Source organism: Natrinema sp. CBA1119, from assembly GCF_002572525.1.
Taxonomy (GTDB): Archaea; Halobacteriota; Halobacteria; order Halobacteriales; family Natrialbaceae; genus Natrinema.
Map to the genome: position 1 here is coordinate 14,654 of NZ_PDBS01000008.1, position 21,969 is coordinate 36,622.

General features: G+C 56.4%; 18 protein-coding genes and 4 pseudogenes. 12 read left to right on the top strand and 10 right to left on the bottom strand.

Going from position 1 to position 21,969, the window contains the following annotated elements; all coding sequences use genetic code 11:
- Nucleotides 1–764 precede the first annotated feature (764 nt).
- Nucleotides 765–2,087, top strand: coding sequence for an MFS transporter (locus CP556_RS22265; RefSeq protein ID WP_176548307.1), 1,323 nt, complete (start codon nucleotides 765–767; stop codon nucleotides 2,085–2,087).
- A gap of 199 nt (nucleotides 2,088–2,286) precedes the next feature.
- Here CP556_RS22265 and CP556_RS22270 read toward each other — a convergent pair whose 3' ends face one another.
- Both CP556_RS22270 and CP556_RS22275 read right to left on the bottom strand, forming a co-directional pair.
- Nucleotides 2,287–3,867, bottom strand: a complete 1,581-nt coding sequence (locus CP556_RS22270) for a rhodanese-like domain-containing protein (RefSeq protein WP_098727818.1) — start codon at nucleotides 3,865–3,867, stop codon at nucleotides 2,287–2,289.
- Nucleotides 3,868–4,014: 147 nt separating this feature from the next.
- Nucleotides 4,015–4,688: pseudogene (locus CP556_RS22275) on the bottom strand (transposase); the annotation flags it as partial.
- Between the two features lie 299 nt (nucleotides 4,689–4,987).
- Between CP556_RS22275 and CP556_RS22280 the strand changes: the two are divergent.
- The 3 genes and pseudogenes from CP556_RS22280 to CP556_RS22290 form a co-directional block, all read left to right on the top strand.
- Nucleotides 4,988–5,356, top strand: a complete 369-nt coding sequence (locus tag CP556_RS22280; RefSeq protein ID WP_098727819.1) for a Rieske (2Fe-2S) protein — start codon at nucleotides 4,988–4,990, stop codon at nucleotides 5,354–5,356.
- Nucleotides 5,357–5,421: 65 nt separating this feature from the next.
- Nucleotides 5,422–6,522: an amidohydrolase family protein gene (locus CP556_RS22285; protein ID WP_218012000.1), complete on the top strand. Its 1,101-nt coding sequence runs from the start codon at nucleotides 5,422–5,424 to the stop codon at nucleotides 6,520–6,522.
- A gap of 142 nt (nucleotides 6,523–6,664) precedes the next feature.
- Nucleotides 6,665–7,204, top strand: a pseudogene (locus CP556_RS22290) (NAD(P)-dependent oxidoreductase); the annotation flags it as partial.
- Here CP556_RS22290 and CP556_RS27020 read toward each other — a convergent pair.
- On the bottom strand, nucleotides 7,142–7,273 hold the full coding sequence (locus CP556_RS27020) for a hypothetical protein (protein WP_255291617.1): 132 nt from the start codon (nucleotides 7,271–7,273) through the stop codon (nucleotides 7,142–7,144). The pseudogene CP556_RS22290 and the gene CP556_RS27020 sit on opposite strands and share 63 nt — an antisense overlap.
- A gap of 134 nt (nucleotides 7,274–7,407) precedes the next feature.
- Here CP556_RS27020 and CP556_RS22295 point away from each other — a divergent pair, with 134 nt between their 5' ends.
- The 4 genes from CP556_RS22295 (at nucleotide 7,408) to CP556_RS22305 (ending at nucleotide 9,861) form a co-directional block, all read left to right on the top strand.
- Nucleotides 7,408–8,139: a fumarylacetoacetate hydrolase family protein gene (locus CP556_RS22295; RefSeq protein WP_098727820.1), complete on the top strand. Its 732-nt coding sequence runs from the start codon at nucleotides 7,408–7,410 to the stop codon at nucleotides 8,137–8,139.
- Between the two features lie 65 nt (nucleotides 8,140–8,204).
- Nucleotides 8,205–8,384, top strand: a complete 180-nt coding sequence (locus tag CP556_RS27025; protein ID WP_486187790.1) for a zinc ribbon domain-containing protein — start codon at nucleotides 8,205–8,207, stop codon at nucleotides 8,382–8,384.
- A 348-nt stretch (nucleotides 8,385–8,732) separates the two neighbouring features.
- Nucleotides 8,733–8,873, top strand: a complete 141-nt coding sequence (locus CP556_RS26270) for a hypothetical protein (RefSeq protein WP_176548308.1) — start codon at nucleotides 8,733–8,735, stop codon at nucleotides 8,871–8,873.
- A 4-nt stretch (nucleotides 8,874–8,877) separates the two neighbouring features.
- Nucleotides 8,878–9,861: a YeiH family protein gene (locus tag CP556_RS22305; protein ID WP_098727821.1), complete on the top strand. Its 984-nt coding sequence runs from the start codon at nucleotides 8,878–8,880 to the stop codon at nucleotides 9,859–9,861.
- Between the two features lie 558 nt (nucleotides 9,862–10,419).
- On the opposite strand, the pseudogene CP556_RS22310 reads toward CP556_RS22305, so the two are convergent.
- Nucleotides 10,420–12,005 (bottom strand): annotated as a pseudogene (locus CP556_RS22310) (acetate--CoA ligase).
- 479 nt (nucleotides 12,006–12,484) lie between these two features.
- On the opposite strand from CP556_RS22310, the pseudogene CP556_RS22315 reads away from it, so the two are divergent.
- From CP556_RS22315 to CP556_RS22325, 3 genes and pseudogenes are all read left to right on the top strand, one after another.
- Nucleotides 12,485–12,991: pseudogene (locus CP556_RS22315) on the top strand (IS6 family transposase); the annotation flags it as partial.
- Nucleotides 12,992–13,046: 55 nt separating this feature from the next.
- Nucleotides 13,047–14,375 carry a CapA family protein gene (locus CP556_RS22320; protein ID WP_098727823.1) on the top strand — a complete coding sequence of 443 codons (1,329 nt, stop codon included), beginning with the start codon at nucleotides 13,047–13,049 and terminating at the stop codon, nucleotides 14,373–14,375.
- 125 nt (nucleotides 14,376–14,500) lie between these two features.
- Entirely contained in the window at nucleotides 14,501–15,277 is a 777-nt protein-coding gene (locus CP556_RS22325) for an enoyl-CoA hydratase/isomerase family protein (RefSeq protein ID WP_176548309.1), read from the top strand.
- 31 nt (nucleotides 15,278–15,308) lie between these two features.
- Here CP556_RS22325 and CP556_RS22330 read toward each other — a convergent pair whose 3' ends face one another.
- The 3 genes from CP556_RS22330 to CP556_RS22340 all read right to left on the bottom strand — a co-directional run bounded on the left by CP556_RS22330 (nucleotide 15,309) and on the right by CP556_RS22340 (nucleotide 18,065).
- Nucleotides 15,309–16,085 (bottom strand): enoyl-CoA hydratase/isomerase family protein, encoded by a 777-nt coding sequence (locus CP556_RS22330; protein WP_176548310.1) that lies wholly within the window; start codon nucleotides 16,083–16,085, stop codon nucleotides 15,309–15,311.
- Nucleotides 16,086–16,209: 124 nt separating this feature from the next.
- Nucleotides 16,210–17,205 carry an LLM class flavin-dependent oxidoreductase gene (locus CP556_RS22335; RefSeq protein WP_098727826.1) on the bottom strand — a complete coding sequence of 332 codons (996 nt, stop codon included), beginning with the start codon at nucleotides 17,203–17,205 and terminating at the stop codon, nucleotides 16,210–16,212.
- Between the two features lie 62 nt (nucleotides 17,206–17,267).
- Complete coding sequence (locus CP556_RS22340) at nucleotides 17,268–18,065, bottom strand: class I SAM-dependent methyltransferase (RefSeq protein WP_098727827.1); 798 nt, start codon at nucleotides 18,063–18,065, stop codon at nucleotides 17,268–17,270.
- 168 nt (nucleotides 18,066–18,233) lie between these two features.
- Here CP556_RS22340 and CP556_RS22345 point away from each other — a divergent pair, with 168 nt between their 5' ends.
- Nucleotides 18,234–19,220 (top strand): LLM class flavin-dependent oxidoreductase, encoded by a 987-nt coding sequence (locus CP556_RS22345; protein WP_176548311.1) that lies wholly within the window; start codon nucleotides 18,234–18,236, stop codon nucleotides 19,218–19,220.
- A gap of 87 nt (nucleotides 19,221–19,307) precedes the next feature.
- Here CP556_RS22345 and CP556_RS22350 read toward each other — a convergent pair whose 3' ends face one another.
- The 3 genes from CP556_RS22350 to CP556_RS22360 form a co-directional block, all read right to left on the bottom strand.
- The gene (locus tag CP556_RS22350; RefSeq protein WP_098727829.1) at nucleotides 19,308–19,736 is read right to left on the bottom strand and encodes a universal stress protein; all 429 of its coding nucleotides are present in this window, start codon (nucleotides 19,734–19,736) and stop codon (nucleotides 19,308–19,310) included.
- A gap of 153 nt (nucleotides 19,737–19,889) precedes the next feature.
- Nucleotides 19,890–21,392: a tripartite tricarboxylate transporter permease gene (locus tag CP556_RS22355; protein WP_098727830.1), complete on the bottom strand. Its 1,503-nt coding sequence runs from the start codon at nucleotides 21,390–21,392 to the stop codon at nucleotides 19,890–19,892.
- Entirely contained in the window at nucleotides 21,389–21,952 is a 564-nt protein-coding gene (locus tag CP556_RS22360; RefSeq protein ID WP_098727831.1) for a tripartite tricarboxylate transporter TctB family protein, read from the bottom strand. The genes CP556_RS22355 and CP556_RS22360 overlap by 4 nt, the downstream gene beginning before the upstream one ends.
- Between the last annotated feature and the right edge of the window lie 17 nt (nucleotides 21,953–21,969).

Genomic DNA, 21,969 nt, shown 5'->3' on the forward strand with positions numbered 1-21,969 from the left:
ATGCTTGTAAATGACCTGACTTCGACAGTGGACGACGGTCGGCCGGTCGAGATGGTTTTGCAACCCGTCGGACCCTCTACACGAGCCTGATAACCGTTTAGATCAGCATCCTTACTAAGAGAGATTTGGAAATCACACATATATACGCCATAGTTTTAAATCAATTAATGGAGAGATTTTCTAGTGCATTCACATTTGAGTCAATTCAGCGTAGATGAAACGGTGGAGAGGCCGATTTAGCGCGATTCGATACCTAGACTGCGTAATTAGCACGCACTCTCCGAAGATGCTGATTCAACGTGGTGGGATCATGATACTCACTGCTACCGTCGGCATCGTCGTCTATCACAACTCAGTCGGCCGTCTGCATATCTCAACGCCCGGGCGCCGCAAGTTGTGTGTAGTCCGGCTACGCGAACGAGATCAAGTAGGCCGAACAGGATTGACTGCCAGTCGACAATGAGGAAGTCAGACTCAGTACTTCACAAAGCCGGTAGTTAAGAAATCCGCTAGCTTAGTTGTGACCAACAAACAGAGACAGTGGGAAGTGAAATCCATGAGGACCAGTTCCTTAACTTTCTCGTCAACGTTCTCCCCGGCGCATTTACCCTAAACTTCAGATATAAATAATTACCCCAGTCATTATCAACCGTAGTGATTGGTGACAGGGCTTTTATTGGTATCCCATCTGGCCACCTCTGATTCCTTTTTGGATGACTTCTCCTACCCTACATATTAAACAAGAGGACGTTCATCTGTGGGCCATGGATCGTCACCACTGGTTACTTGCCGCGCTGATGGGAGGGATCCACTCCATTTTCCACGTCTTTATGCGGCTTATCCCAGCTTTCATTCCTGTCTTGACAGGGGCCTTGGGATATCCGCTCTGGAAGCTAGGCATGCTCGTCAGTGCCTACTTCGTCGGTTCCTCGGTCGGCTTGCTCCCGATGGGCGAACTATCAGACCGGTACGACCGACGGATCACACTCTCGGGCGCCCTTGCGATCGTGGGACTCGGCTACCTCCTGTTTTCTGTGGCGCCTCTCGTTGGCACAGCCTTGCCCGAGACGGCAATCGCCGGCCTCGCCTTCGACGGGCCATTCGTGGTGATGGCGACCAGTATGGTCATCTCAGGTTTTGGGACCAGTGCCCATGTTCCCGTCGGCGTTCCCCTACTCACTGCCAACGCGACGGCCGACGACCGCGGAAAACTCCTTGGCATCTGGGGGGGCAGTTCGAAGATTGGCGACGCTGTTGGTCCGGCGGCCGTTGGCGTACTCATCCTCGTACTCGGCTGGCAGGCGATCCTGTTCAGTTTCGGCCTGCTTGGCCTCGTCTGCGCTGCTGGACTCTACGTGATCCTCGGCGCCTCGGGCTTCGAGACGCGACCTGTGGGAGATCAGGCTGAGAGGGACGATAATGCCGAGACCTGGGAGAGTCTGCTAGCTGACCGACGGCGATACCTCTATCCCATGCTCGTTCTCGTGGGCTACTTTGCGGCCTACAGCATCGTCGTCCAAGGTACTATCACGTTTGTCCCCGCGTTCATCACAGATGTTTACGGATACTCGTTTAGCCTCGGCTCGATATCGTTCGGCCCGGAGTCATTCGCCGACTTTGCGCTGTCCGTGCTGCTTGTCGGCGCGGCTATCAGCCGCTTCGTCGGTGGCTATCTCGTCGACCGCTACGAGCACCGCTTAGTCCTCGTTGCAACCCTAATCATGGCTGCGGCCGCGATGTTCGTATTCTCGCTGGCTTCGCTCGGTCCGGTCGCACTTATCGTCGTATTGATTGTCTTCGGTGCCGGCCTTTGGGGCAATAGTCCTGCCCGCGACTCGTTAGTGAGCGATCTAGGTCCCGACGAGCGTGAGGGTCGGACGTTCAGCTACCTCTGGACCGCGTCGCGGGTCTTCGGCGCCCTCTCACCGACAGCGATCGGCTTTCTTGCCGGCTCAGCCGGTATCCGAAAAGGCTTCACCTATCTCTCCATCGCCACGCTCATCGCTGCATTGTTCGTCGCGTTGCTGTTCAGTAATAGGATCTACCGCGACAACGCTATCGATCCGGATGTCGCTCTTGACGACTGACGTAGTGGCTGTGGTGTTAATTTCCCCTCGGCGGTGTCTGCTTCGCTGACCGAGTGCCGTGTATTCCCGACGGTATCTGTAGACGCCGATTCAACGGATGGTGGATTGCGTCTATATAGGTGCCTCGCTTCGTTTCTTTACCTTAAACCCATTCCGCAGTTGCAAAACCGGTATTGTAGGATAGTTCTCTTTGACAGCCTCATTCGACCAGTCTCTCCTCCCACGTTAAGTATTGCTTCATTTCCTGTTCTCCCTGTGCGTAGGGTTCTCGGACCGCTTTACGTGATTCTCGAAGAGCACGCTCTTCCCCCTCGTCTGTCTCCAGATCGGCCTCTTCCCACGCTTTGAGTCCGCCTTCGAGGATAGCGAGATTTTCAATTTGCCCCATATGAATAAGCTGTGCGCCAGCGCATTCGGAGATAGTTCCGTCCTCGCAGGTCAAGACGACGGTCCCAGTGGGATCGAGGTCATAAGCGAGCACGTTCGCTACCTCGTATCGCGGAGCCCACCAAGCACCTGGGATGTGACTAGCAGTGTAGACATCAAGTTCATCGATGTTTACTATCGTTATCTCGCGGTTCGTACTTGCTAGCTCAGTAGCAGAGATGCGCTCGACTGTCTCATCAACGATATCAGCTCCGAGCGGTTTCCGAGGCTCATAGTTTTTCTCTAGGCGGCGATCGCTCTCATCCCATGCAGTCGTTCCTCCGTCCAGAACACTCACGTTCGAGAAACCCATATTCTCGAGCCAATAGGCTGTAATTGCAGACCGAATATGCGTCTCTGAAACTAGAACAATTTCCGCATCACGAACAGCGATGTGGCGGCCGGCGGTCTGGATAAGTTGTCCGCCAGGAACCGAGAGCGAATCGGGCAGGTGGCCTTCCACGAACTCTTCCTCCGTTCGTACGTCAAATATGTACGTCGTTTGCCTGTCGTCTACTGTATCGTCGAGTCGATCTAGTTCTGCAGGGGAGAGAAACGAGACATCGGTGTCCTGAAGGAGTCGTTCTGTTACTTCTTGGAGTTGAGCGTACTGTTGTGGGTCCGTCTCTAGTTCTTGTGGTCGACCGGGACCGTCTGTTAGGTCGTATCCAGAAAGTTGCCACCCCATCGTACCATTTTCTAGTTCATAGATATTGTTTATGCCTAGTTCCCGGAGCGTTGCTGTTCCGATGATACTCCGGGTTCGTCCGGCGCAATGGACTACCACCGGTTCATCGTTGTCCCGGAGTGCCTCGGCGTACAGCGGTAGGTCGAAACCCTCAATGTTGACTGAATCGGGGATCGTGCCCGATTTCTCGTATTCAGAAGGAGTACGTACGTCAACAATGGTGGCCTCGTCCCGTTTCGCCGCCAATTCGTCGGGTTCAATCATCGGGAGGTCCCGCGTCGCTGCTACCTGTTCGCCGAACTTCTTGCTCTCATAATTGAAGGCGGTAGCATGGACATCACCTTCCGCCTGTATGAGGTCGAAACCCCCCTCCCGCCACGCCGCTATTCCTCCATCTAGATAGCTAACGTCTTCATATCCCAGCGTTTCAAGCCACCGAGCATCACGAATCGACCGCTCACCACTGCCATCACATAGTACAACAGGCGTTGATTGGTTTGGCACCAAATTAGGAAGACGCTGCTCAAGTTTACGTCTCGGTACCCACGTACTTTCCCGAATGTGCCCCGCCACGTAGTCGAGTGAGGGTCGGATATCTAAGAGTGCAATCGGATCACTTGATGCAAGTGCGTTTTGTACTGCCGCAGGTGAATGCGAACTAGGCATCGTATGATATGTTAGTATCTGGTAATAGTACTAATAACCTTTTGATGGGGTGGTTGCTCGGTGAGACCGTTGTAGACCTGTTCAAGCCGTTGTGGGATACACGCAATCAATTTTGCAATCACGAAAGGTTGGTAAGTAAATCACGTGGTAACCTTTTGCCCGGGTGGGCGCGTGGGTCATGCTTACATTCGGTGATGAGCAGTGGTAGTGAATAAGGTACTCAACGTCAAGTACGGAGAAATCGTACTCAGTGTGCCAGTCTTGAGACCCGTTGTCGGCAGCCGCGGACTGCAGGTCGTTCACGTTTCGGCGGACGACCTGCGGTCCGGTCTTCGTATCGTGTTTCCACCGTGCTGTGAAATGGACGTCAAGAACAGCGAGCGACTCTATATCAGTTAATGTCGTCACTTTCAGCGTTTGCACGGTGTTCCCTGATTGCTGGCGGAAGTACGACGAAAACGGCGGCAGTCAAAGAACGTGCTGTCGAGAGCGGCTGACCAGATTGCGGGTGTTGCTGCGCTGAAACGCGCAGCAACGGCCGCCACACCTGCATTTCCAGCCGATCGAATGACTTGTAGATCGTGCTGTAGTCGGGGAACTTCTCTCTATCGAGACCGAGTGTATCACGAACTTCGGACATCTACTTCAACGGATTCGGCGTTCCACGGCAACTGTAGTCTTCTTCGAGACGGAAACAGTGTAAGATGACATAGACCCAAGCGGGCGAACCCGCTGCTGGCGAGCTCGCTCGCGTGCTTCCTCAACGCTTGTTTGGCTAGGTCATGACACTGCTCAACGAAGTCGAGGACATCGATTTTCATAGGACGGAATCGAATTCCTCGGTTTCATCCTTCTAAGCCAGTGATCTCGGCTGATGAGATCGCTATTTCACAAATCAGAGGGAATAAATGCTGGAATGAGCGATGGATTGACCCCTTCGTGTCGGCTTCATCCTCTCGCCTAAAGGCAGAGGCATCGCCTCACAGTCGTTATAAGCCACGGGAAGTATATCCTCTGATTCAGCCAAATTTTTATTATAATGAATCCCGATGACGATATTGATGATCGATCAAGACAAATCAATCAGTTACCCACTGAACGTGGAGGGGTTTCGTCACCGATGAGCGAACACGTAGTCGCAGACGCCGACGATCTTCCGGCAGGTGACCGTCTTATAACCGAGATAGAGGGCAGCGAAATCGGCGTTTTCAACTTAGATGGAGAGTACCGTGCCTACCTCAACTGGTGCCCCCATCAGGGCGCACCGTGTTGCGAGGGGACTGTAACCGGAAAGTACACCGCAGACTTTGACCCTGAAACATTAGAGACGACCGACGAATGGATTCGGGAGGGAGAGTTCCTGTACTGCCCGTGGCATGCCTGGGAATTCGATCTTGAAACCGGCGAATGTACGACGAACCGATCGTATTCGCTTCCCACGTATTCAGTATATGAAAAGGATGGAAAAGTAGTCGTCTCTGTCCCTTAGTGGGAGAGTGTTAAGAAATTATATATGTGGAAAAGATAAAGTCATTACGCCACCTGTGGTGAGGTATGGCATCCCAGCGAGGGTCATCCCCAACAGGGCCGATGGAGAAATCGACAGTCATCGACGTTGATGTCCACCTTGGCGGGGCAATCGACTACGAAGATGTCACAGCGTACATGAACGAACCACACCAGAGTCGCCTAGTGAACCATTCAGGACCGTCACCGCTTCCGTGGAGCGGCTGGGATCGTAACTCCGGTGGAAAGATAGATAGCGACCCACACACGATTGCAGACGCTGATGAACTGGACCAGCGACTATGTGGTGAATTCGGCGTTGACTATCCCATCTTGAATCCGATGTCGTGGGTTCCACGGCTCCCGGAAACCGACTTTGCGGTCGAGTTAGCGCGTGGGTACAACCAGGTGCTTCTAGATGACTACCTCGACAGACACGATCATTTCTACGGGACCGTCACCGTTCCAACGCAGGATCCACAGCGGGCAGCCGAAGAGATTGACCGTATTGGCGGTGAGGATCAGATCGTCGGCATCTATATCGCGACTGGTGGGCCTGACCGCCCGCTCGGCGACCCGGACTACGACGTCATATATCAGGCAGCGCAGGACAACGACTTGGCAGTCGTCTACCACGGTCACGTCGATGCGTTCCTCACTGACTTCCCCCGCCAGAATCAGGGGCTCGAGGAATACGTTTCAGTTAATGCACTGGGTCATCCGTGGACCCAGATGCTCACGATGACTAGCCTCATGGAGCAGGGAACGCCAGAAAAATTCCCCGACCTGGACTTCGTCTTCTTGGAGGCAGGATTACTATGGGTGCCGTATATGGCTTACCGGTTAAACAAGGAACACAATATGCAGCCCAATGCATCGCCACTTCTCGAGAAATCGCCAGAAGAGTACGTGCGCGATCGATTCTATTTCGGTACGCAGCCGCTCGAGGAACCACTCGATGCAAGCCACATGAAACAAATTTTCGATCTGGTTGGCCGTGACTCTATATTGTTTGCCAGCGACTTCCCCCACTGGGACTTCGACAATCCATCGACGCTCGGAAAAACCCTGACGAAGAACCTTGACGACAAGGGAGTCGAGACAGTATTGAACAAAAACGCTCGGCAAGTCTTCGGGATCGGGTCCTGATTACTTGCGTGTCAGAAGGATCATAGGAGACACTCTCCGCAACTACCTCGCCGAATACCCGTATCAGTTCGACAAACGTCCGCAGACCCGATCACTCCCTCCGTAGTACTGACTTAGCGTCCCGTGCTTCGTAATTGGAAGTTACTTTCAGGGTCACGAACTGACCGATTCGACGGTCACGATCATCGGACTGGGCTCTATTGGGAAAGCCTTCGTCCAGCGGCTGGATGGAATGGAAGTGGAGACGATCGGCGTCCGATATACACCAGCAAAGGGCGGGCCGACTGACGAAGTTATCGGGTTTGACGAGAGGGAGTTTCACGACGCACTCGCCCAGACGGACTACCCCGTCGTTTCGTGTCCGTTGACGGAGACAACGAGCGGACTCATCGACGCGGAAGCGTTCGCGACGTTGCCGCCCCACGACGTCCTCGTGAACGTGGCCAGAGGTGAGATCGTCGACACTGAGGACCTCACGGCTGCCCTCCGTAACGGTTCCATACGCGGCGTAGCCCTCAACGTCACGGATCCCGAACCGCTTCCGCAGGATCATCCACTCTGATCTCTCGATAACTGCCTCATAACTCCCCATATTGGGAGATACACGCCTAAGCACTGGTCACGTCTCGCCGACATCGTCGCCGAGAGCGCCGATCGGCTCGATTCGGATGCGGACTTGTAAAACCTCGTCCTGCAACCGTAGATCTACTTCAGTCAGGCAGATACCCGCTTGTAACGCGCTGGCATCCATGGTCCGATCTGGACGGCGAACGGCGAAATACTGTAGCACCTCGTCCAGAACGAAGCGCTCTCCGTGCAACTGAGCCGATGATACGTGGCACACGTGGCAGAAACCTTTTATAACTGTTTGAAGTAAGGAAGGTCATGCATCGCGTTCGATTTCGAGACCCGGCAGGAGCTGTTCGAATGGGCGAATGGAACGACGAGAGCGTCCACTTCGGGAGGGGGTCGTACACCCTCGACGAGGTCGATATTTTGCCACCGTCAGCGCCGAGCAAAATCGTGTGTATCGGCCTCAATTACACGGCTCACGCCGAAGAATCCGGAGAGGAGATACCGGATCGTCCGCTCCTGTTTCTTAAAGGGCCGAACGCAGTAGCCGGTCACGGCGATACGATCCCGCTCTTGGCCGGCAAGGACCGCATCGACTACGAGGCTGAACTCGGCGTCGTCATCGGCGAACAGTGCCGCAACGTCAGCCGCGAACGAGCGATGGACGTGGTCGAGGGGTTCACCTGTGTCAACGACGTCTCGAACCGAGACGATCAGTTCGACGAACGAAACTGGATCCGTGGCAAAGCGTTCGACGGTGCAGCACCGATAGGTCCGGTCGTTGCGGGACCAGATGAAGTACCAGCAGACGCCTCAGTCCGGGCGCGAGTCAACGGCGAACTCCGTCAAGAGGGAACGCGTGACGATCTCATTTTTCCGGTTCCAGAACTCATCGAGGAGATTACGACGTATCTGACGCTCGAGTCCGGCGACGTTATCGCTACGGGGACGCCAGCGGGTGTCGGGCCACTCTCCGACGGGGATACCGTCGAGATCGAGGTCGAAGGCATAGGTAAGTTGACTAATACCGTTGCGACCGAGTAGGAGTTTCTAACCACTCGACGCGTTTCCCGGGATGATCGATACACACGGTCTGGTCGCACAGACAGTTGGTCGACCACACTGAACTCACACTTGGCGATCTCGGCATCACCGTTGAACAGGTGAATGAGTTCGATTCAAGTAGCGAGTGTCCCAAGTATGGGAGCGAGGACGTGACGCGCGAAGGCGACGCTTTCCGGTGCTATAACTGCGAGTGGGACGCGCACAGTGACATTGCAGGGGCGTGAAATCTGCTGCAAGACGAGGTTGAGACAATAGCGCGGCCCGCCGCCCTGTCCGCTGGCCGCGGCAGGGACGCCCCCTAACGGGACATACTGGGAGTGGAACGGTTATGGCTGGACACCCAGTAGTTGTGGGGAACAGTCGCGTTCGTTCGACCAAACCAGCGTCGGCGAACCCGCAAGTCCACAGTCGGGGTGATCTGCTGGCCGGATTGCCCACGGAGGAATCCTACGACGTCAGTCGTGCGGAGGACGTCAATATCCGCCGGATACGTCATCGGTAGGAGAGATATTTTCCGATAGCTACGACAGTTTCGGAAACCATTAACTGTGTTGGCGTCAGTGTCCACATACATGTCGATCAGAGAGTGTCTGCCGGTAGTCGAGACCGCGACCGCTCACTGGTCGAAACTAGAACGCGATTGGAAGAGCACAATCGTTGCCGGAACGGTCGTCGCACTGGTCGGCATGGTCGAAATCAAAATCCCCTGGTAACGAGATGGCCGTTCGTCGTCTCTTGCCGGGAATGCTTGCCCTCTGCCTCGGCGCAGTGCTGGCGCGGGCGCTCGCACTGTCGCTTGGCGTCAACAATCTCTTCCTCGCTATCGCGCTCGGCGTCATCACGGCGAACGTCGTCGGCGTTCCGGTGCGATTCGCGCCCGGGCTTGAAACTCACAAGTTGTGGCTCGGAGCCGGGATCGTGCTCATGGGCGCGTCGATATCGCTCAGAACTGTCCTCAAGGTCGGCGGTCGCGTCTTCCTCGTCGTGATCGCCGTCGCCGCGCTCACGCTCGTTGTGGTAGAATTCCTTGCGCGGACTGTCTTCGGGCTATCCAAACGGCTCAGTTCGCTGCTCGCAGCCGGTGCGAGTATCTGTGGCGTCTCGGCGGTCGTCGCGGTCGCCGGTGCCGTCAGCGCGCGCGAAGACCAGGTCGCTTACGCGGCGGCGACGGTTCTCCTGTTCGACGCGGTTACGATCGCCGTCTATCCGATCGTCGGCGACCTGCTGACCCTCTCGGGGACGGTCTTCGGTATCTGGGCTGGCGTCAGCATGTTCTCGACGGGACCAGTCGTCGCGGTCGGGTTCGCCCACTCGGAGGTGGCCGGCCAGTGGGCGACGATGACGAAGCTCTCGCGGAACGCGCTGATCGGCGTCGTCGCCCTCGCGTACGCGAGTTACTACGCCCGATCGGGAGCCAGAAGCCGTCCGTCGGTACGGACGCTCTGGGACGAGTTCCCGAAATTTGTTCTCGGGATGCTTGCGCTGGCGCTCGTCGCAAGCGCCGGCGTTCTCTCCGCGACCCAGCGGGCGTCCCTCGAGCACGCTTCCAACTGGCTGTTCCTGCTCGCGTTCGTCGGCCTCGGAACCGAGATTCGCCTGGCCGATCTCCGGAACGCGGGGCCCGTGCCTGCCGTCGTCGTTCTACTGGCGTTGCTGGTCTGCAGCGCGGTCTCGCTCGCAGTGTTGCTACTGACATTTTGAAGTACGCCCTCGTCGGTGGTCGATGCAATAATTGCTCGCCGTCGATACAGCGTCTTTGCCGCCGAACGAGATTTTATGATGTGAGATAATATAACTATAATTGGCGGGACAAAATCACTGCCAATCCAGCCACACCCACATCCGTGTCTAACCGTCCCGCCTATCGGTTCCCCGAATATCTCGAGCGACCAGCGGTACAGACACGGGCGGATTGTCCGCTTTCCCACCCCGGATCCCTACCAGTGCGGTTTGAGGCGCAATTTTATCCTCCTGAGAAATGACAGACTATTTGTGATGTTCAATCAGCGGTCGGAAGGAGTTCGATACATCCAGATTGCTATCCGTTTCGGATACGGTGCCGGTCTCAGGCGACCGAAGAGAGGAGACAACCGACCGATTCCATCGTTGACGGACACACGTCGATACGGTTGAGTACACATTTCGTGCGTTTTGAGTCGGGGTCAGTGTCGTTATCTTCGATAATCGATAGAGCGCTCTCGGTTACTGATCGCGCAGATCATCGACCCCGTCTTGCTCACGTAGCGCTCTGCGCTGAATCTAACCTGAGGAGGTCGTCGGCAGTTCATTGACGAACTCGATACGTTTCGGATATTCATACTCTGCGAGACGTTCGCGGACGAGATCACGGATCTCCTCACGCAAGTTATCGGGGTCATAGTCTTCACTCACGGGTTGAACAAAGGCCTTGATGGCTTCGCCGTGGGTCTCGTCGGGAACGCCGATGACACCGGCCTGTTCGGTCTTTGAATGTTGGAGAACGGCCTCTTCGACCTCCATCGGGCCAACGCGATACCCACTGGTGAGGATCACATCGTCGGTCCGGGAGACGAACCACAGATAGCCGTCCTCGTCGCGTTTCACGAGATACCCTGTGAGGAACAATCCGTCCTCGATCTCCTTGTTAGCCGTCTTCTCCGGCAGATTGTGGTACTCGTTGAGGAAGACCCGGCGATCGCCAGGTTTAAGGGCGAGTTCGCCGACCTCGCCGCGCTTGAGTCGTTCGTGGGTCTCCGGGTCGAGCACGGCAATCTCGTAGCCGGGGAAGGGTTTTCCCATGCTGCCCGGCCGCGTGTCGAACCACGTCTCCGAGTTGCCGACGACGAGGTTGAGTTCAGTCTGACCGTAGAACTCGTTGATCGCCACGTCCTCGAACGTCGACTCGACCCAGTCGACGACCTCCGAAGTAAGGGGTTCGCCTGCGGAAGCGAACGTCTCGAGAGAGAGGTCGAACCGCTCTTCGGGATCGTCGACCGATGTCACTAGCCGGAGTGCAGTCGGCGGCATGAACGCTTTCGTCACGTCGTGGCGCTCCATGAGGTCATAGACTTCCTCGGCATCGAACCCGCACGGGGCCAGCCAACGACGGTGCAGCCGTGATGCCACGCAGCGAACATGGTGCCCCCGAGTGCAGCACCCCAAGCCCAGTCGGCTGGTGTCCATACCGTGGTAGTGCCGGGCATGAGACCCTGATCAAAGTAGTTGTACGCAGCGGCGGCTCGACCGAGCCAGAGCGCGTGGCTGTGGCGAACGCCTTTCGGCGGCCCTGTCGACCCGCTCGTGTACATGATCGCGGTTGGCGTCGCGGGCGTCGAGTCATAGACCTCGATACCGGGCTGGTGGGCGGCGACGAGGTCGTCGAAGGCGCGGGCCTCGCCCTCGACCGAATCGCAGTCGCCGAGTTCGATCACGTGCTCGAGTGCGGGGCACTCGTCGCGAATCTCGTCGACCGTCTCGCGAACACTCGGATCGACGACCACCGCTTTCGCCTCACTGTCCGCGAGCCGGTACTGCAACGCGTCACGACCGAAGAGGACGGTCAGCGGGACGGAGACGGCACCCAGCTTCCAGTTCGAGAGATGAGTCAGCGGGTTCTGTGGTTTCTGCGGGACGACGACGACGCCGACACGATCCCCAGCTTCGACGCCAAGGGTGGCCAGTGCGGCTGCAAGTCGATCAGAGCGGTCGTCGAGGTCATCGAACGAGTACGTCGTGAGTCCTTCGTCTGGATCCTCGTACCGGAGTGCGGTCCGACTCGTGTCATCGTGTTTTCGGAGGAAATCCACTGCCGGGTTGAACTCTTCAGGGAGGCCCCACGAGAACGACTCGCGTGCTATAGTAGCCACTGCAAGTCACTGCACACCTGATCGCACGACTGCGTTACGATCAGCGTGTAAATCGTTTCAGTGGCTACTATAGCTCATACGTCTCGAACGATGGCATCACTGTCCACGTCATACGGTTACATATTTCAGTAACGACTAACGTCTTTTGGTCATCGGATTTCTTCGCTGCTTGAGACGTGAGAACGTTCTCGTCGGAACGGTTCGGGTAGTCATGGGTTATGATGGGCACTGTTTAGATAAGGAAAACCGCAGGACAGAGAGATGGTAAAGTTGCGGCATCAGCTGTAAAATCACTATCTATATCCTGATACAACGACACACTGTTCCATGAGCGGCGGAAATTCAGCTGCTTCAGTATACTTCTCGCAAAGGGTGACTATCTCCGCTTTCACTATGATGCCGAATCAGACGCTAAAACGGCGATAAACCCCGGAATCGCTTAACTAGACAGTTCCTATTTGGCCGAATTATAATTTTTAAATACTATTTCTGTTCTTGAGGTATTCGGTGTCGAACGCGCTCGAGCCACTGTTCATAATTGGGTTCACAAGGCTAATTTACAGCCTGAAGATGGGCAGTCGCCGGATCACGTTGCGGTCGATGAGACCGTGATCCTGCTCAATGATGAGCAGTATTGGCTGTACGCCGCTGTCGATCCACAAACCAACGAACTACTGCATACAAAGTTGAGACCGACCATAACGAAGGTTCTCGCTCATTCATTTCTCACCGAACTCAGCGAGAAACACGATGTCGACGACGCCGTGTTTCTCGTCGATGGCTCGCACTCATTACAAGATGCGTGTCATCGATATGGATTCGATTTCAGATACGAAAAACATGGAAATCGGAATGCTTTTGAACATGTTTTTAGAGAAGTAAAACAACGGACTATCTGTTTCCCAAACTGTTTCAGCAACACCGAAACCGAAACAGCCGACGACTGGCTCAAATCGTTTAACTTCGCATGGAATCAGCTTATCTGAACACGATGTGGTAGAGAGACGCAATAATTATACCCGGCCGTAATGATACGAGACTATGTCTGGGACCGGGAATACACTCACGGTTGCCGCCGCCGGTGACGCAATGGTGACGCGGCGACTGACACGGATTAGGCATGGAAGATTCCGAGAACTTCGGCGCGTCATCACCGACGCCGATGCCTCGGTGATCAATCTCGAGGGGCCGCTTTACGAGGATGAGGACGCGCCCACTGCAGGACCGCTGGCTCACTTTCGATCGCCGCCGCGGGTCATCAACGAACTGACGTCAACGGGGTTTGACCTCTTCTCAGCGGCAAATAATCACATCGGTGATTACGGACAGTCGGGGGTGAGTAGGACGATCAAAATTCTAGAGCGACGTGACCTTCCGTACGCGGGTATCGGACAGAATCGAGCAGCGGCGCGAGCGCCGACCTATCTCGAGACGCGGGCGGGACGCGTCGCTTTATTGGCTGTGACGACGACATTCGTTCCCGGAACCGAAGCAGCCCATCGGCGTCGAGATGCCCCCGGTCGTCCCGGGGTTGCGTCCCTTCGCATGCGCCCTCGCTACACGGTCACTGACAACCATCTCGAAGGGCTCCGGAAACTACGCGATGCGCTGGGAATGGACGATTTGATCAACGATCGAGGTAGATACGTAGATGAATCCGACGATACTGAGGCAGTTTCACTCCTGAGCTTGGACGACGGACCCGCCGGCGATACGATCGAGTTCCAGCGGGGCGAAAAGAACCGAATCTCCTTCGAACTCCATTCCGACGACCTCGCAGAGATCCAGACGGAAATTGAGACCGCGAATCGAAATGCGGATGTGGTGATCATGAGCGTCCACAGCCACGAGGGGGAAAGCGGCCGATATAACGACGAATCGGTTCCATCGGAGCTCGAGACGTTCGCGCGAGACTGTATCGACACGGGGGTCGATATGGTCTGCTGTCACGGTCCGCACCGAGTGCGAGGAATCGAACTATACGGCGGTGCCCCGATCTTCTATAGCCTCGGAAATTTCGCGCTGCAGTACCACATGGTTCCGTTCTTCCCAGCGGAGACTTACGAGGCGCTCAGCCTCGAGCGGGACGCCTCCCCCCTCGACGTCCAGGAAGCACTCGGGAGCCCCGTTGCCGAAGACGTCGAAAAGCAGGGCATCGTTCCGGTCTGTTCTTTCGACGACAGCGGCCTGCGCGAGATCCGTCTCCATCCGATCGAACTGGGGGTTGATCGCGACGTATCCCACCATGGAACACCAGCGCTGGCTGAAGGTGCGGTCGCTGCTACCGTCCTTGAGCGCCTGTCGACGCTATCTGATGCGTACGGAACCGATATCCAGACGCGTGAGGGAATCGGAACCGTCGAACTGTAGTGAAACGGACCATTCGATGAACTGTGGAGTCGTACCACTCCTTCGAGAGGGGCGCCAGTCAAGAACGACGCCGTCGAAGATACTAACAGATAACACTTATTTGGTCGCTGATCGTTAATATGAACGTGACTAGCACTATCGACACCGAGATCGACGGTGGCGTTTGTACGATCACGATCCGAAACCCGGAGAAGCGAAACGCGATCGGATACTCGATGATCCGAGAGATATCGGCCGTCCTAGATGAACTGAGTGCGGACGACGACTACTACGTGTTGGTACTCACGGGGGCGGGCTCGGAGGCGTTCAGTGCGGGGTTCGATCTCACGCAGGACCGGACCGAACGGACGGACGAACAGAAGGAGCTCTGGCCGGAGATGATCTCAAAACTCGAGACCTACGAGTACCCGACGATCGCGATGATCAACGGCGACACTTATGGCGGCGCCGTCGAACTCGTCGCGAACTGCGATCTCAGGATCGCCGCTGAGGACGCGCGATTCGGGATTACGCCCGCGAAACTGGGTCTGGTCTACCGAGGCTCAGCGATCCATAAGGTCGTGGAGATCGCCAATATGCCGACGGCGAAGGAACTATTGTTCACCGCGGATCCCATTGCGGCGGACCGGGCCAACGAGGAAGGGATGGTCAATCAAGTGGTATCGAACGACGAACTCGAGGAGACGACCTACGAGATGGCGGACTCGATCGCCGAGAACGCGCCGTTGTCGCTGATACACATGAAAGAGATTACCCACAGTATCGAACAGAAGGGCGCGATGACCGAAGGCGAGCAAAAGTGGGTCGCGGAGATTCGCGATCGGATGTTCCGTTCCGACGACCATCAGGAAGGCGTTGAGGCATTCTCGGAAGGTCGAGCACCCGAATTTATCGGCCAGTAGATTCCGGGCGTCACACCACTTCGTCTCACAGTCATTCGTCGTTGAACGTCGGCTCCCGCCCTTCGGAGAACGCTTGAACGCCTTCTTGGTGATCCTTACTCTCTCGGGCTTCGTCTCGGATGTGCTGGACGAACTCCTTTTCCGTCTCGTTCAGCGACCGCTTGTCAAGGAGGGACCGGACGATTCGCTTCATCCCCCGAAGCGACTTCGGTGCGTTGGTGCTGATGTCTTCGGCGATATCGTACGTAGTGTCCTCGAGTGCCGATTGATCGACGACGCGGTTCAACAGCCCCATTTCGGCGGCACGATCGGCGTCGATCGACCGGGCAGTGAACAGGAGCTCTTGGACGTTCGCTGGACCGATGTGGTGCATGAGCTGGTTGATGCCGCGGTCTCCGTACACAAGACCGAGTTTGGCGGGGGTGACGGCGAACGACGCCTCGTCGACGGCGATCCTGAGATCGCAGACGGCGATTAGTTCCATCGCACCGCCGTAGGTGTCGCCGTTGATCATCGCGATCGTTGGATATGGGAACTCGTAGATGCTCGTCACAGCTTTTTCGAAGGCCCGACTTCCCTCCCCCTCGTCCGCCGCTTCGAACTCCGAGATGTCGTAGCCGGAACTGAACGCGCGGTCCCCGCTTCCAGTGATGACGAGAGCGCGGATGTCGTCTCGCTGTTCGGCCGTTGATATCTCCTTTTCAATCGAGCGAAGGATCGACGGCGAGAGAGCGTTTCGCTTCTCGCTATTTTCAATTGTGAGCGTACAGATACCGTCGTCTATCGTTGCGTGGAGTGTGCCACTCATTGTCCTCCTCTTGACTATCTCTCCTCGGATACAAATAGATTGGTGTCGAAATTTGATTCTGTCGGGGACGATACGCAGCGGTCCAGACGTCGGACGGCTTCTCAGTAGACGTAGATGACGAGTCTCAGGACTCAAACGACGGAATAACTTCCTCGCTGAAGAGTTCGAGCGAGGAGCGGACATCCTCGAAATCGAGCCCCTGATACTGCATTCTGACGCCGATGCGGTCGGGGTCGACCGTCTCCTGATATCGTTCGATCTCTCGAATTACGTCCTCGGGACTTCCGACGAGGAAACGGTCCTCTTTTAGCTGCTCCCACTGCGATCTGAAGTCGTCGGATTCGAACACCTCGTCCTGCCCCCAGTCGATATACCGCTCGTATTTCCGCATGAGGGTCTCGCGAACGATCTCCTCCGCCTCCTCCGTGGTCTCTGCGACAAATGCCTCTCGACCAATCGAAACGTATCCGTCGTTGTGGTCGGTTGACGCCCGTTCGTCCCGGAACGCGGAGGCGTACTCGTCGATGACGTCAAGGGGGACGTGGGCGCCCAGCCAGCCGTCGGCGATGCGCGCCGCTCGCTGGACGCTAGACGTGTTGCTCGCGCCGATGTATATCGGTGGGCGCGGGTCCTGGTGCGGTTTCGGGTTGATAGAGACGTCGTCCAGTTCATAGTGGCGGCCGTCGTAGCTGACGGAGTCTTCCGTCCAGAGTTTCTTGATGATCTGGATCCCTTCAACGAACCGACCGAGCGCATCCTCCTTGTCGATTCCGAACGCATCGAACTCCTCGTCTCGATACCCCTGTCCGACTCCCAATGAGAAATTCCCGCCAGTCAAGACGTCGACCGTTGCTCCCCACTCCGCGACGCGAACCGGGTGATGGTAGGGTAACAGGCAGATTCCGGTTCCGATACCCATGCCCCCAACGTGGTTCGCGAGGTACGGGAGCAACGCCTCGTTGTTCAGGTACTGGTCGTCGGTCACGTGGTGCTCCGAGACGGAGACCATGTCAAACCCGCCCTCTCTCGCGAGTTCTACCTGATGAGTCAGTTCACTCCCGATTCTAGTGATGTCTCGATCCTGCTTGTACTGTGAGACGAGGGTATACCCGAACTCCATACGGTATCATGGATCAAGACACATATTAACGTTACCCAATGAATGAGGCGATCCGTTCTCGTTTAGTCACCGTGAGGTAGTCGGTCCCCCATGTGCGTGACTGCGACGAACCGGAGCCGGCGGTAATCGGCGATCCAACCTCCGTCCCGGAAGAGTTCGTCCCGAAGGTCGTCTTCGACCGCGGCGATCACCGCCGCTTGTTCGTCCGGTGACAGCGGCTCGAAGAAGTGATCGCCGAACATCCGGAGCCACGACTCGAGCCCGTCCGCTCCCTCGAGCGTCGTCGGTCGATCAAACAGCGTCGCGTACTGCACTTCGAACCCGTGGTCCTCTAGGCGCGATGCGTATTCACCGATGCTTGGGAAGTACCACGGGTGGTCAACGTCGTACCCCCGGTTGCGGAGTTCGCTCCGAACGGAGTCGGTGATGCGCTCGACGTTTCCGGCCCCACCAAGTTCCGCGACGAATCGCCCGTTCGGTTTGAGCGCGTCCGCGACCGACTTGAGGGCCGCGTCCTGATCGTCGATCCAGTGTAGCGCCGCGTTCGAAAACACAGCGTCGAACGAGTCGTCAACGGCGGACATCTGCGCGTCGGCACAGACGAACTCACATTCGGGATACGTCGATCTCGCTTCTGCGATCATTTCCATTGACTGATCCAGTCCGACGACCGTCGCGCCGCTGGTCTGAATCTCGCCTGTGAGATGACCCGTACCACACCCCAGATCGAGGATCCGTTCGTCCTCGGTCGGATCGAGCAGTTCGAGCAGGTCTTCACCGTACTCGTAGACGAAGGAGTGTGAGCCGTCGTATCGGCTTGTATCCCACATGTTCGAGGACTGCCTGTCGGATCTAGTCATACTGAGACGTAGTACTCGAAGCCAGACCGTGAAGGTTACGCCCAGTGTGCGGTCGGACACTCGCGGAAGTAGACCGATTTCCGGGTACCAGCACGGAGATATCGATCGTGGCGTCTCCCGTGAGTACCAGTCGTGAGTTTGATAATGACTGGCAGAGTCACGGACGATATGAAGCTCGGTTTCCGATGCAGCGAGGGGAGCGACAACTTTCAGAACGCACTCCGAGAGGTCACTTATGCAGAGGAACAGAGCCTCGATTCGGCGTGGGTTGCGGAACACCACGGCTGGGACATCATTTGGCCTTCTTCGCATATGGCCCTAGCGGGGCTGGCGACTCGTACCGAGTCGATCGAACTGGGGACCAGCGTAACGCTCCTGCCACAGGCGAATCCCGTTCGGTTAGCCGGCGAAGTGAACCTCCTTGACCAGATCTCGGAGGGACGATTTAATCTCGGCGTCGGTGTCGGTTGGCGCAAGTCCGAGATGGAAAATCTTGGCTACGACTTCGACAAGCGCGGGGCGCGGATGACGGACAACCTGAAGGCGATGAACGCGCTCTGGGAGGACGACATCGCGACGTACGACGGCGAATACGTCTCGTTCGAGGAGTTCGAACTGACGCCTGAGCCGGTTCAACGTCCGCGCCCGCCGGTCTGGGTCGGTGGCGGAGTCGAACAGGCACTCAAGCGAGCTGCCTATCTCGGTGATTCGTGGTTCCCGGTATGGCTCGACACAATCGAGGAACTGGAACCGATGTACGAGAAGTTCGACGAGTACGTTCGCGAGGCGGGCGATGACCCGTCGGAACGCGACCGTCCGATACTCCGCGTCGCCTGGGTCGACGAGGATCCCGACGTCGCTCGCGAAAGGCTCCAGGAATTCTTCGACCGACTCGTCCAGAACTATCGCGACCGGAACGCCACGATTCCAGCGGCGATGCAGGAGGCGGTCAACGGTAACTTCGAAGAATTCGCGGACGGACGACTCATCTATGGCGACCCCGAGGAGTGCGTTGACCGAATCGAGGAGTTCGAAGACCGATTGGGGATCGACCACATGGTGTTGAAACTCTACAACCCGGGCGTTGACCATGAACAGATGATGGAGTTCATTGAACTCCTCGGCGAGGGTGTCGTTCCCCACCTCGGGGAGTGAACCCGTCAAAAATCGCCTCTACTCTCCCTCAGTGCGTCCGCGGGAGTAAGCATGAGTGCGGACCACGCCGTCTCGTGTCGAACGTACCTACTCGATCCTGATCGCCACGACCGGCTGTCGGCTGTTGAGGAGGATTGACTGGGTGACGCTCCCGAATATCGCTTTACCGACCGGTGAGCGCTTTCGCCCTCCGACGACGATGTATCTGGCGTCGTTTTCGTCCGCGTACCGAATGATTTCGTCGGACGCATCACCGACGAGTCCGACTGCGTCAGCGCTGGCGTTCACGTCCTCAATCGCCTCCTCGGCGACCGCTGCCGCGATCTCTCGGACGCGATCGAGATCGATCGCGTCACCAGTCTCGCTTACGTTCTCCCCTTCCATTTCGACGAACTCAGACCGACTCAACACGTGAACGGCATGAATCGAGTCGTTGAATGCGTTCGCGAGTGAGACCGCTTCTTCGACTACCTGATGTGCGTGAGAGGACCGATCTATCGCCGCTACAATGGCCATAGTTAGTTATTCTCACGCAAACTCATTACTGTTTCCCTCTTCCGGAAGCGAAATCGACGGTACGTATTACACATCGACGTAGAATCCCCTAGCGTTACGTCGTCGAGGACAACTCACGAAGGAGCAAAATGAGAACGATATGACGGGAGAGTGTCAGGCCGTATCTGCTCCGCGGAATTTCTGATACTGTACTTTCGCAAGCGGACCGACAATTATCACGACAGTTGCGATTACCATAAGTAATGATATTGGATTCCGAATGAAAATCAGGTACGAACCGTCCGCGATCTGTAGCGATCGGTGCAAGTTCGTTTCAGCAACCGGCCCCAGAACGACGCCGAGAACGAGCGCGATGATAGAGAAGTCGTGTTTCACCATGTAGTATCCTAGGATTCCGAATAGGACTACGGTGATGACGTCGAGCATCGTCTCTCGCATCGCAAACCCACCGAATATCGCAAGCGGAATGATAACCGGAACAATGTAGTCAGTGCTAATCTTCGTCACGTACCCGGCGTACGCGATTACCGCGAGACCTAGTATCGCGATGATGATGTTACCGATAACAAGCGAGACGAAAAAGCTGTAGGTCGTCACAGCTTCCTCGGTGAACAGGGTCGGTCCAGGCCGGAATCCGTGCATCAACAATGCACCGAGGAGGACGGCAGTCGTCCCGCTACCGGGAATTCCGAAGGAGAGTGTCGGAATTAGCGACCCGGCAACCGTGGCGCTGTTCGCGGCCTCCGCCGCGATGACGCCGCGCTCGTTCCCCTCACCGAACGAATCCGGGTCGTCGTCGGCGCGCATCGCTTCGCCGTAGGCCACAAAATTCGAGACCGACGCTCCTGCACCGGGTATCGCACCGATTCCAAGCCCGATTACCGCGGATTTGAGGACGGTCACCGGTCGCGTCACTACCCCAATAATTCCGTCCCGACGACTCCCGGTCATCTCGGAATCTTCTTCCGAAATCCCCCCTTCCCTGCTGGCCAATTTGATCATCTCTGTAACCGCGAACAGCCCGATCAGGACGGCGACGAAGTGGATCCCGTCGAAGAGCAACCTGAGTCCCATATCGTACCTGACCGCACCCCCGACGTTGGAAAGACCGACGGTGGAAATGAGGAGACCGAACGCACCCATCATCAGTCCCTTCGCCATCGACCCGCGAGCGATGACCGTGATCATCGAGAGGCCCAGTACCGCCACCATGAAGTACTCGGGCGAACCGAATCTCAACAAAATGGTCGTCAAGAACGGCGATATCGCGATGAGGATAGTGATCGCGATCATCCCGCCGATTGCTGACGCCAACGCCGATAGCGTGAGCGCGTTCACCGCGAGACCCTGCTTCGAAAGCGGATAGCCGTCGAGCGTCGTCGCTGCTGCGGCTGCCGTCCCGGGCGTATTAATCAGAACCGCCGAGATACTGCCGCCGTACATGCCGCCAAGATACATGCACACGAAGAAGATAATGGCGAGACTGCCGTCCATCGCTATACTCAACGGAAGCAGAATCGCGATACCGATCGCTGCACCGATACCCGGGATGGCTCCCAGAATCATTCCCAGAGCGATGCCTAGGAAGATCCAAATGATCGTCGGAAAGCCGATCACTATCGACGCCGCCTCAAGCAGAGATCCAATCGCACTCATATCATGGCCCCTCCGGTCATGGCCCCGACTATTCCTTCATTTAACGGAATTCTGAAGGTCGTTACGAACACGTACGTGATGATCAGTCCGAGGAGACCCATTCCGATTACGGAATACCACGGGTAATCGAACCAGTACATGTATATCGCGATGAACAGCGGAGTGACAAACAGGAAGCCAAAGGCTATTCCGAGAGCGGCGTAAACGACCGTCAAGACCCCTGTAAAGAGTCCCCCATGAATGCCGAATTTCCCTGTTTTCGATTCGGTCTCCGTGGTGTCCTCTTCATCCCGATCAACTCCCATCACGCCGCCACTGTCCGACTCGTCTTCAGGAAAGAGTTTCTCCTCGATCCTCGACGGCAAGAAGTTCCGGAATAGCACTATAAATGCTAGGATAGCAGTCGCTGCCGACGTTAGTTCCGGCAAGCGCTGTGAAGCGGAACCGAACGACTGCGCCTCGTACAGCATGAGACTTGAGAGCACGAAAATAATTCCCAATAGTACTGTTTCCTCATCTATACTACCTAGCTTAACACTATTTCTTATCCTTTCTATCATTATTAATTCATCTTCAG

Coding starts and splice junctions, on each gene's coding strand:
- CP556_RS22265 (WP_176548307.1), top strand. CDS start 765: ATGGATCGTCACCACTGGTTACTTGCCGCGCTGATGGGAGGGATCCAC.
- CP556_RS22270 (WP_098727818.1), bottom strand. CDS start 3,867: ATGCCTAGTTCGCATTCACCTGCGGCAGTACAAAACGCACTTGCATCA.
- CP556_RS22280 (WP_098727819.1), top strand. CDS start 4,988: ATGAGCGAACACGTAGTCGCAGACGCCGACGATCTTCCGGCAGGTGAC.
- CP556_RS22285 (WP_218012000.1), top strand. CDS start 5,422: ATGGCATCCCAGCGAGGGTCATCCCCAACAGGGCCGATGGAGAAATCG.
- CP556_RS27020 (WP_255291617.1), bottom strand. CDS start 7,273: ATGGATGCCAGCGCGTTACAAGCGGGTATCTGCCTGACTGAAGTAGAT.
- CP556_RS22295 (WP_098727820.1), top strand. CDS start 7,408: ATGCATCGCGTTCGATTTCGAGACCCGGCAGGAGCTGTTCGAATGGGC.
- CP556_RS26270 (WP_176548308.1), top strand. CDS start 8,733: ATGTCGATCAGAGAGTGTCTGCCGGTAGTCGAGACCGCGACCGCTCAC.
- CP556_RS22305 (WP_098727821.1), top strand. CDS start 8,878: ATGGCCGTTCGTCGTCTCTTGCCGGGAATGCTTGCCCTCTGCCTCGGC.
- CP556_RS22320 (WP_098727823.1), top strand. CDS start 13,047: ATGTCTGGGACCGGGAATACACTCACGGTTGCCGCCGCCGGTGACGCA.
- CP556_RS22330 (WP_176548310.1), bottom strand. CDS start 16,085: ATGAGTGGCACACTCCACGCAACGATAGACGACGGTATCTGTACGCTC.
- CP556_RS22335 (WP_098727826.1), bottom strand. CDS start 17,205: ATGGAGTTCGGGTATACCCTCGTCTCACAGTACAAGCAGGATCGAGAC.
- CP556_RS22340 (WP_098727827.1), bottom strand. CDS start 18,065: ATGACTAGATCCGACAGGCAGTCCTCGAACATGTGGGATACAAGCCGA.
- CP556_RS22345 (WP_176548311.1), top strand. CDS start 18,234: ATGAAGCTCGGTTTCCGATGCAGCGAGGGGAGCGACAACTTTCAGAAC.
- CP556_RS22350 (WP_098727829.1), bottom strand. CDS start 19,736: ATGGCCATTGTAGCGGCGATAGATCGGTCCTCTCACGCACATCAGGTA.
- CP556_RS22355 (WP_098727830.1), bottom strand. CDS start 21,392: ATGAGTGCGATTGGATCTCTGCTTGAGGCGGCGTCGATAGTGATCGGC.
- CP556_RS22360 (WP_098727831.1), bottom strand. CDS start 21,952: ATGATAGAAAGGATAAGAAATAGTGTTAAGCTAGGTAGTATAGATGAG.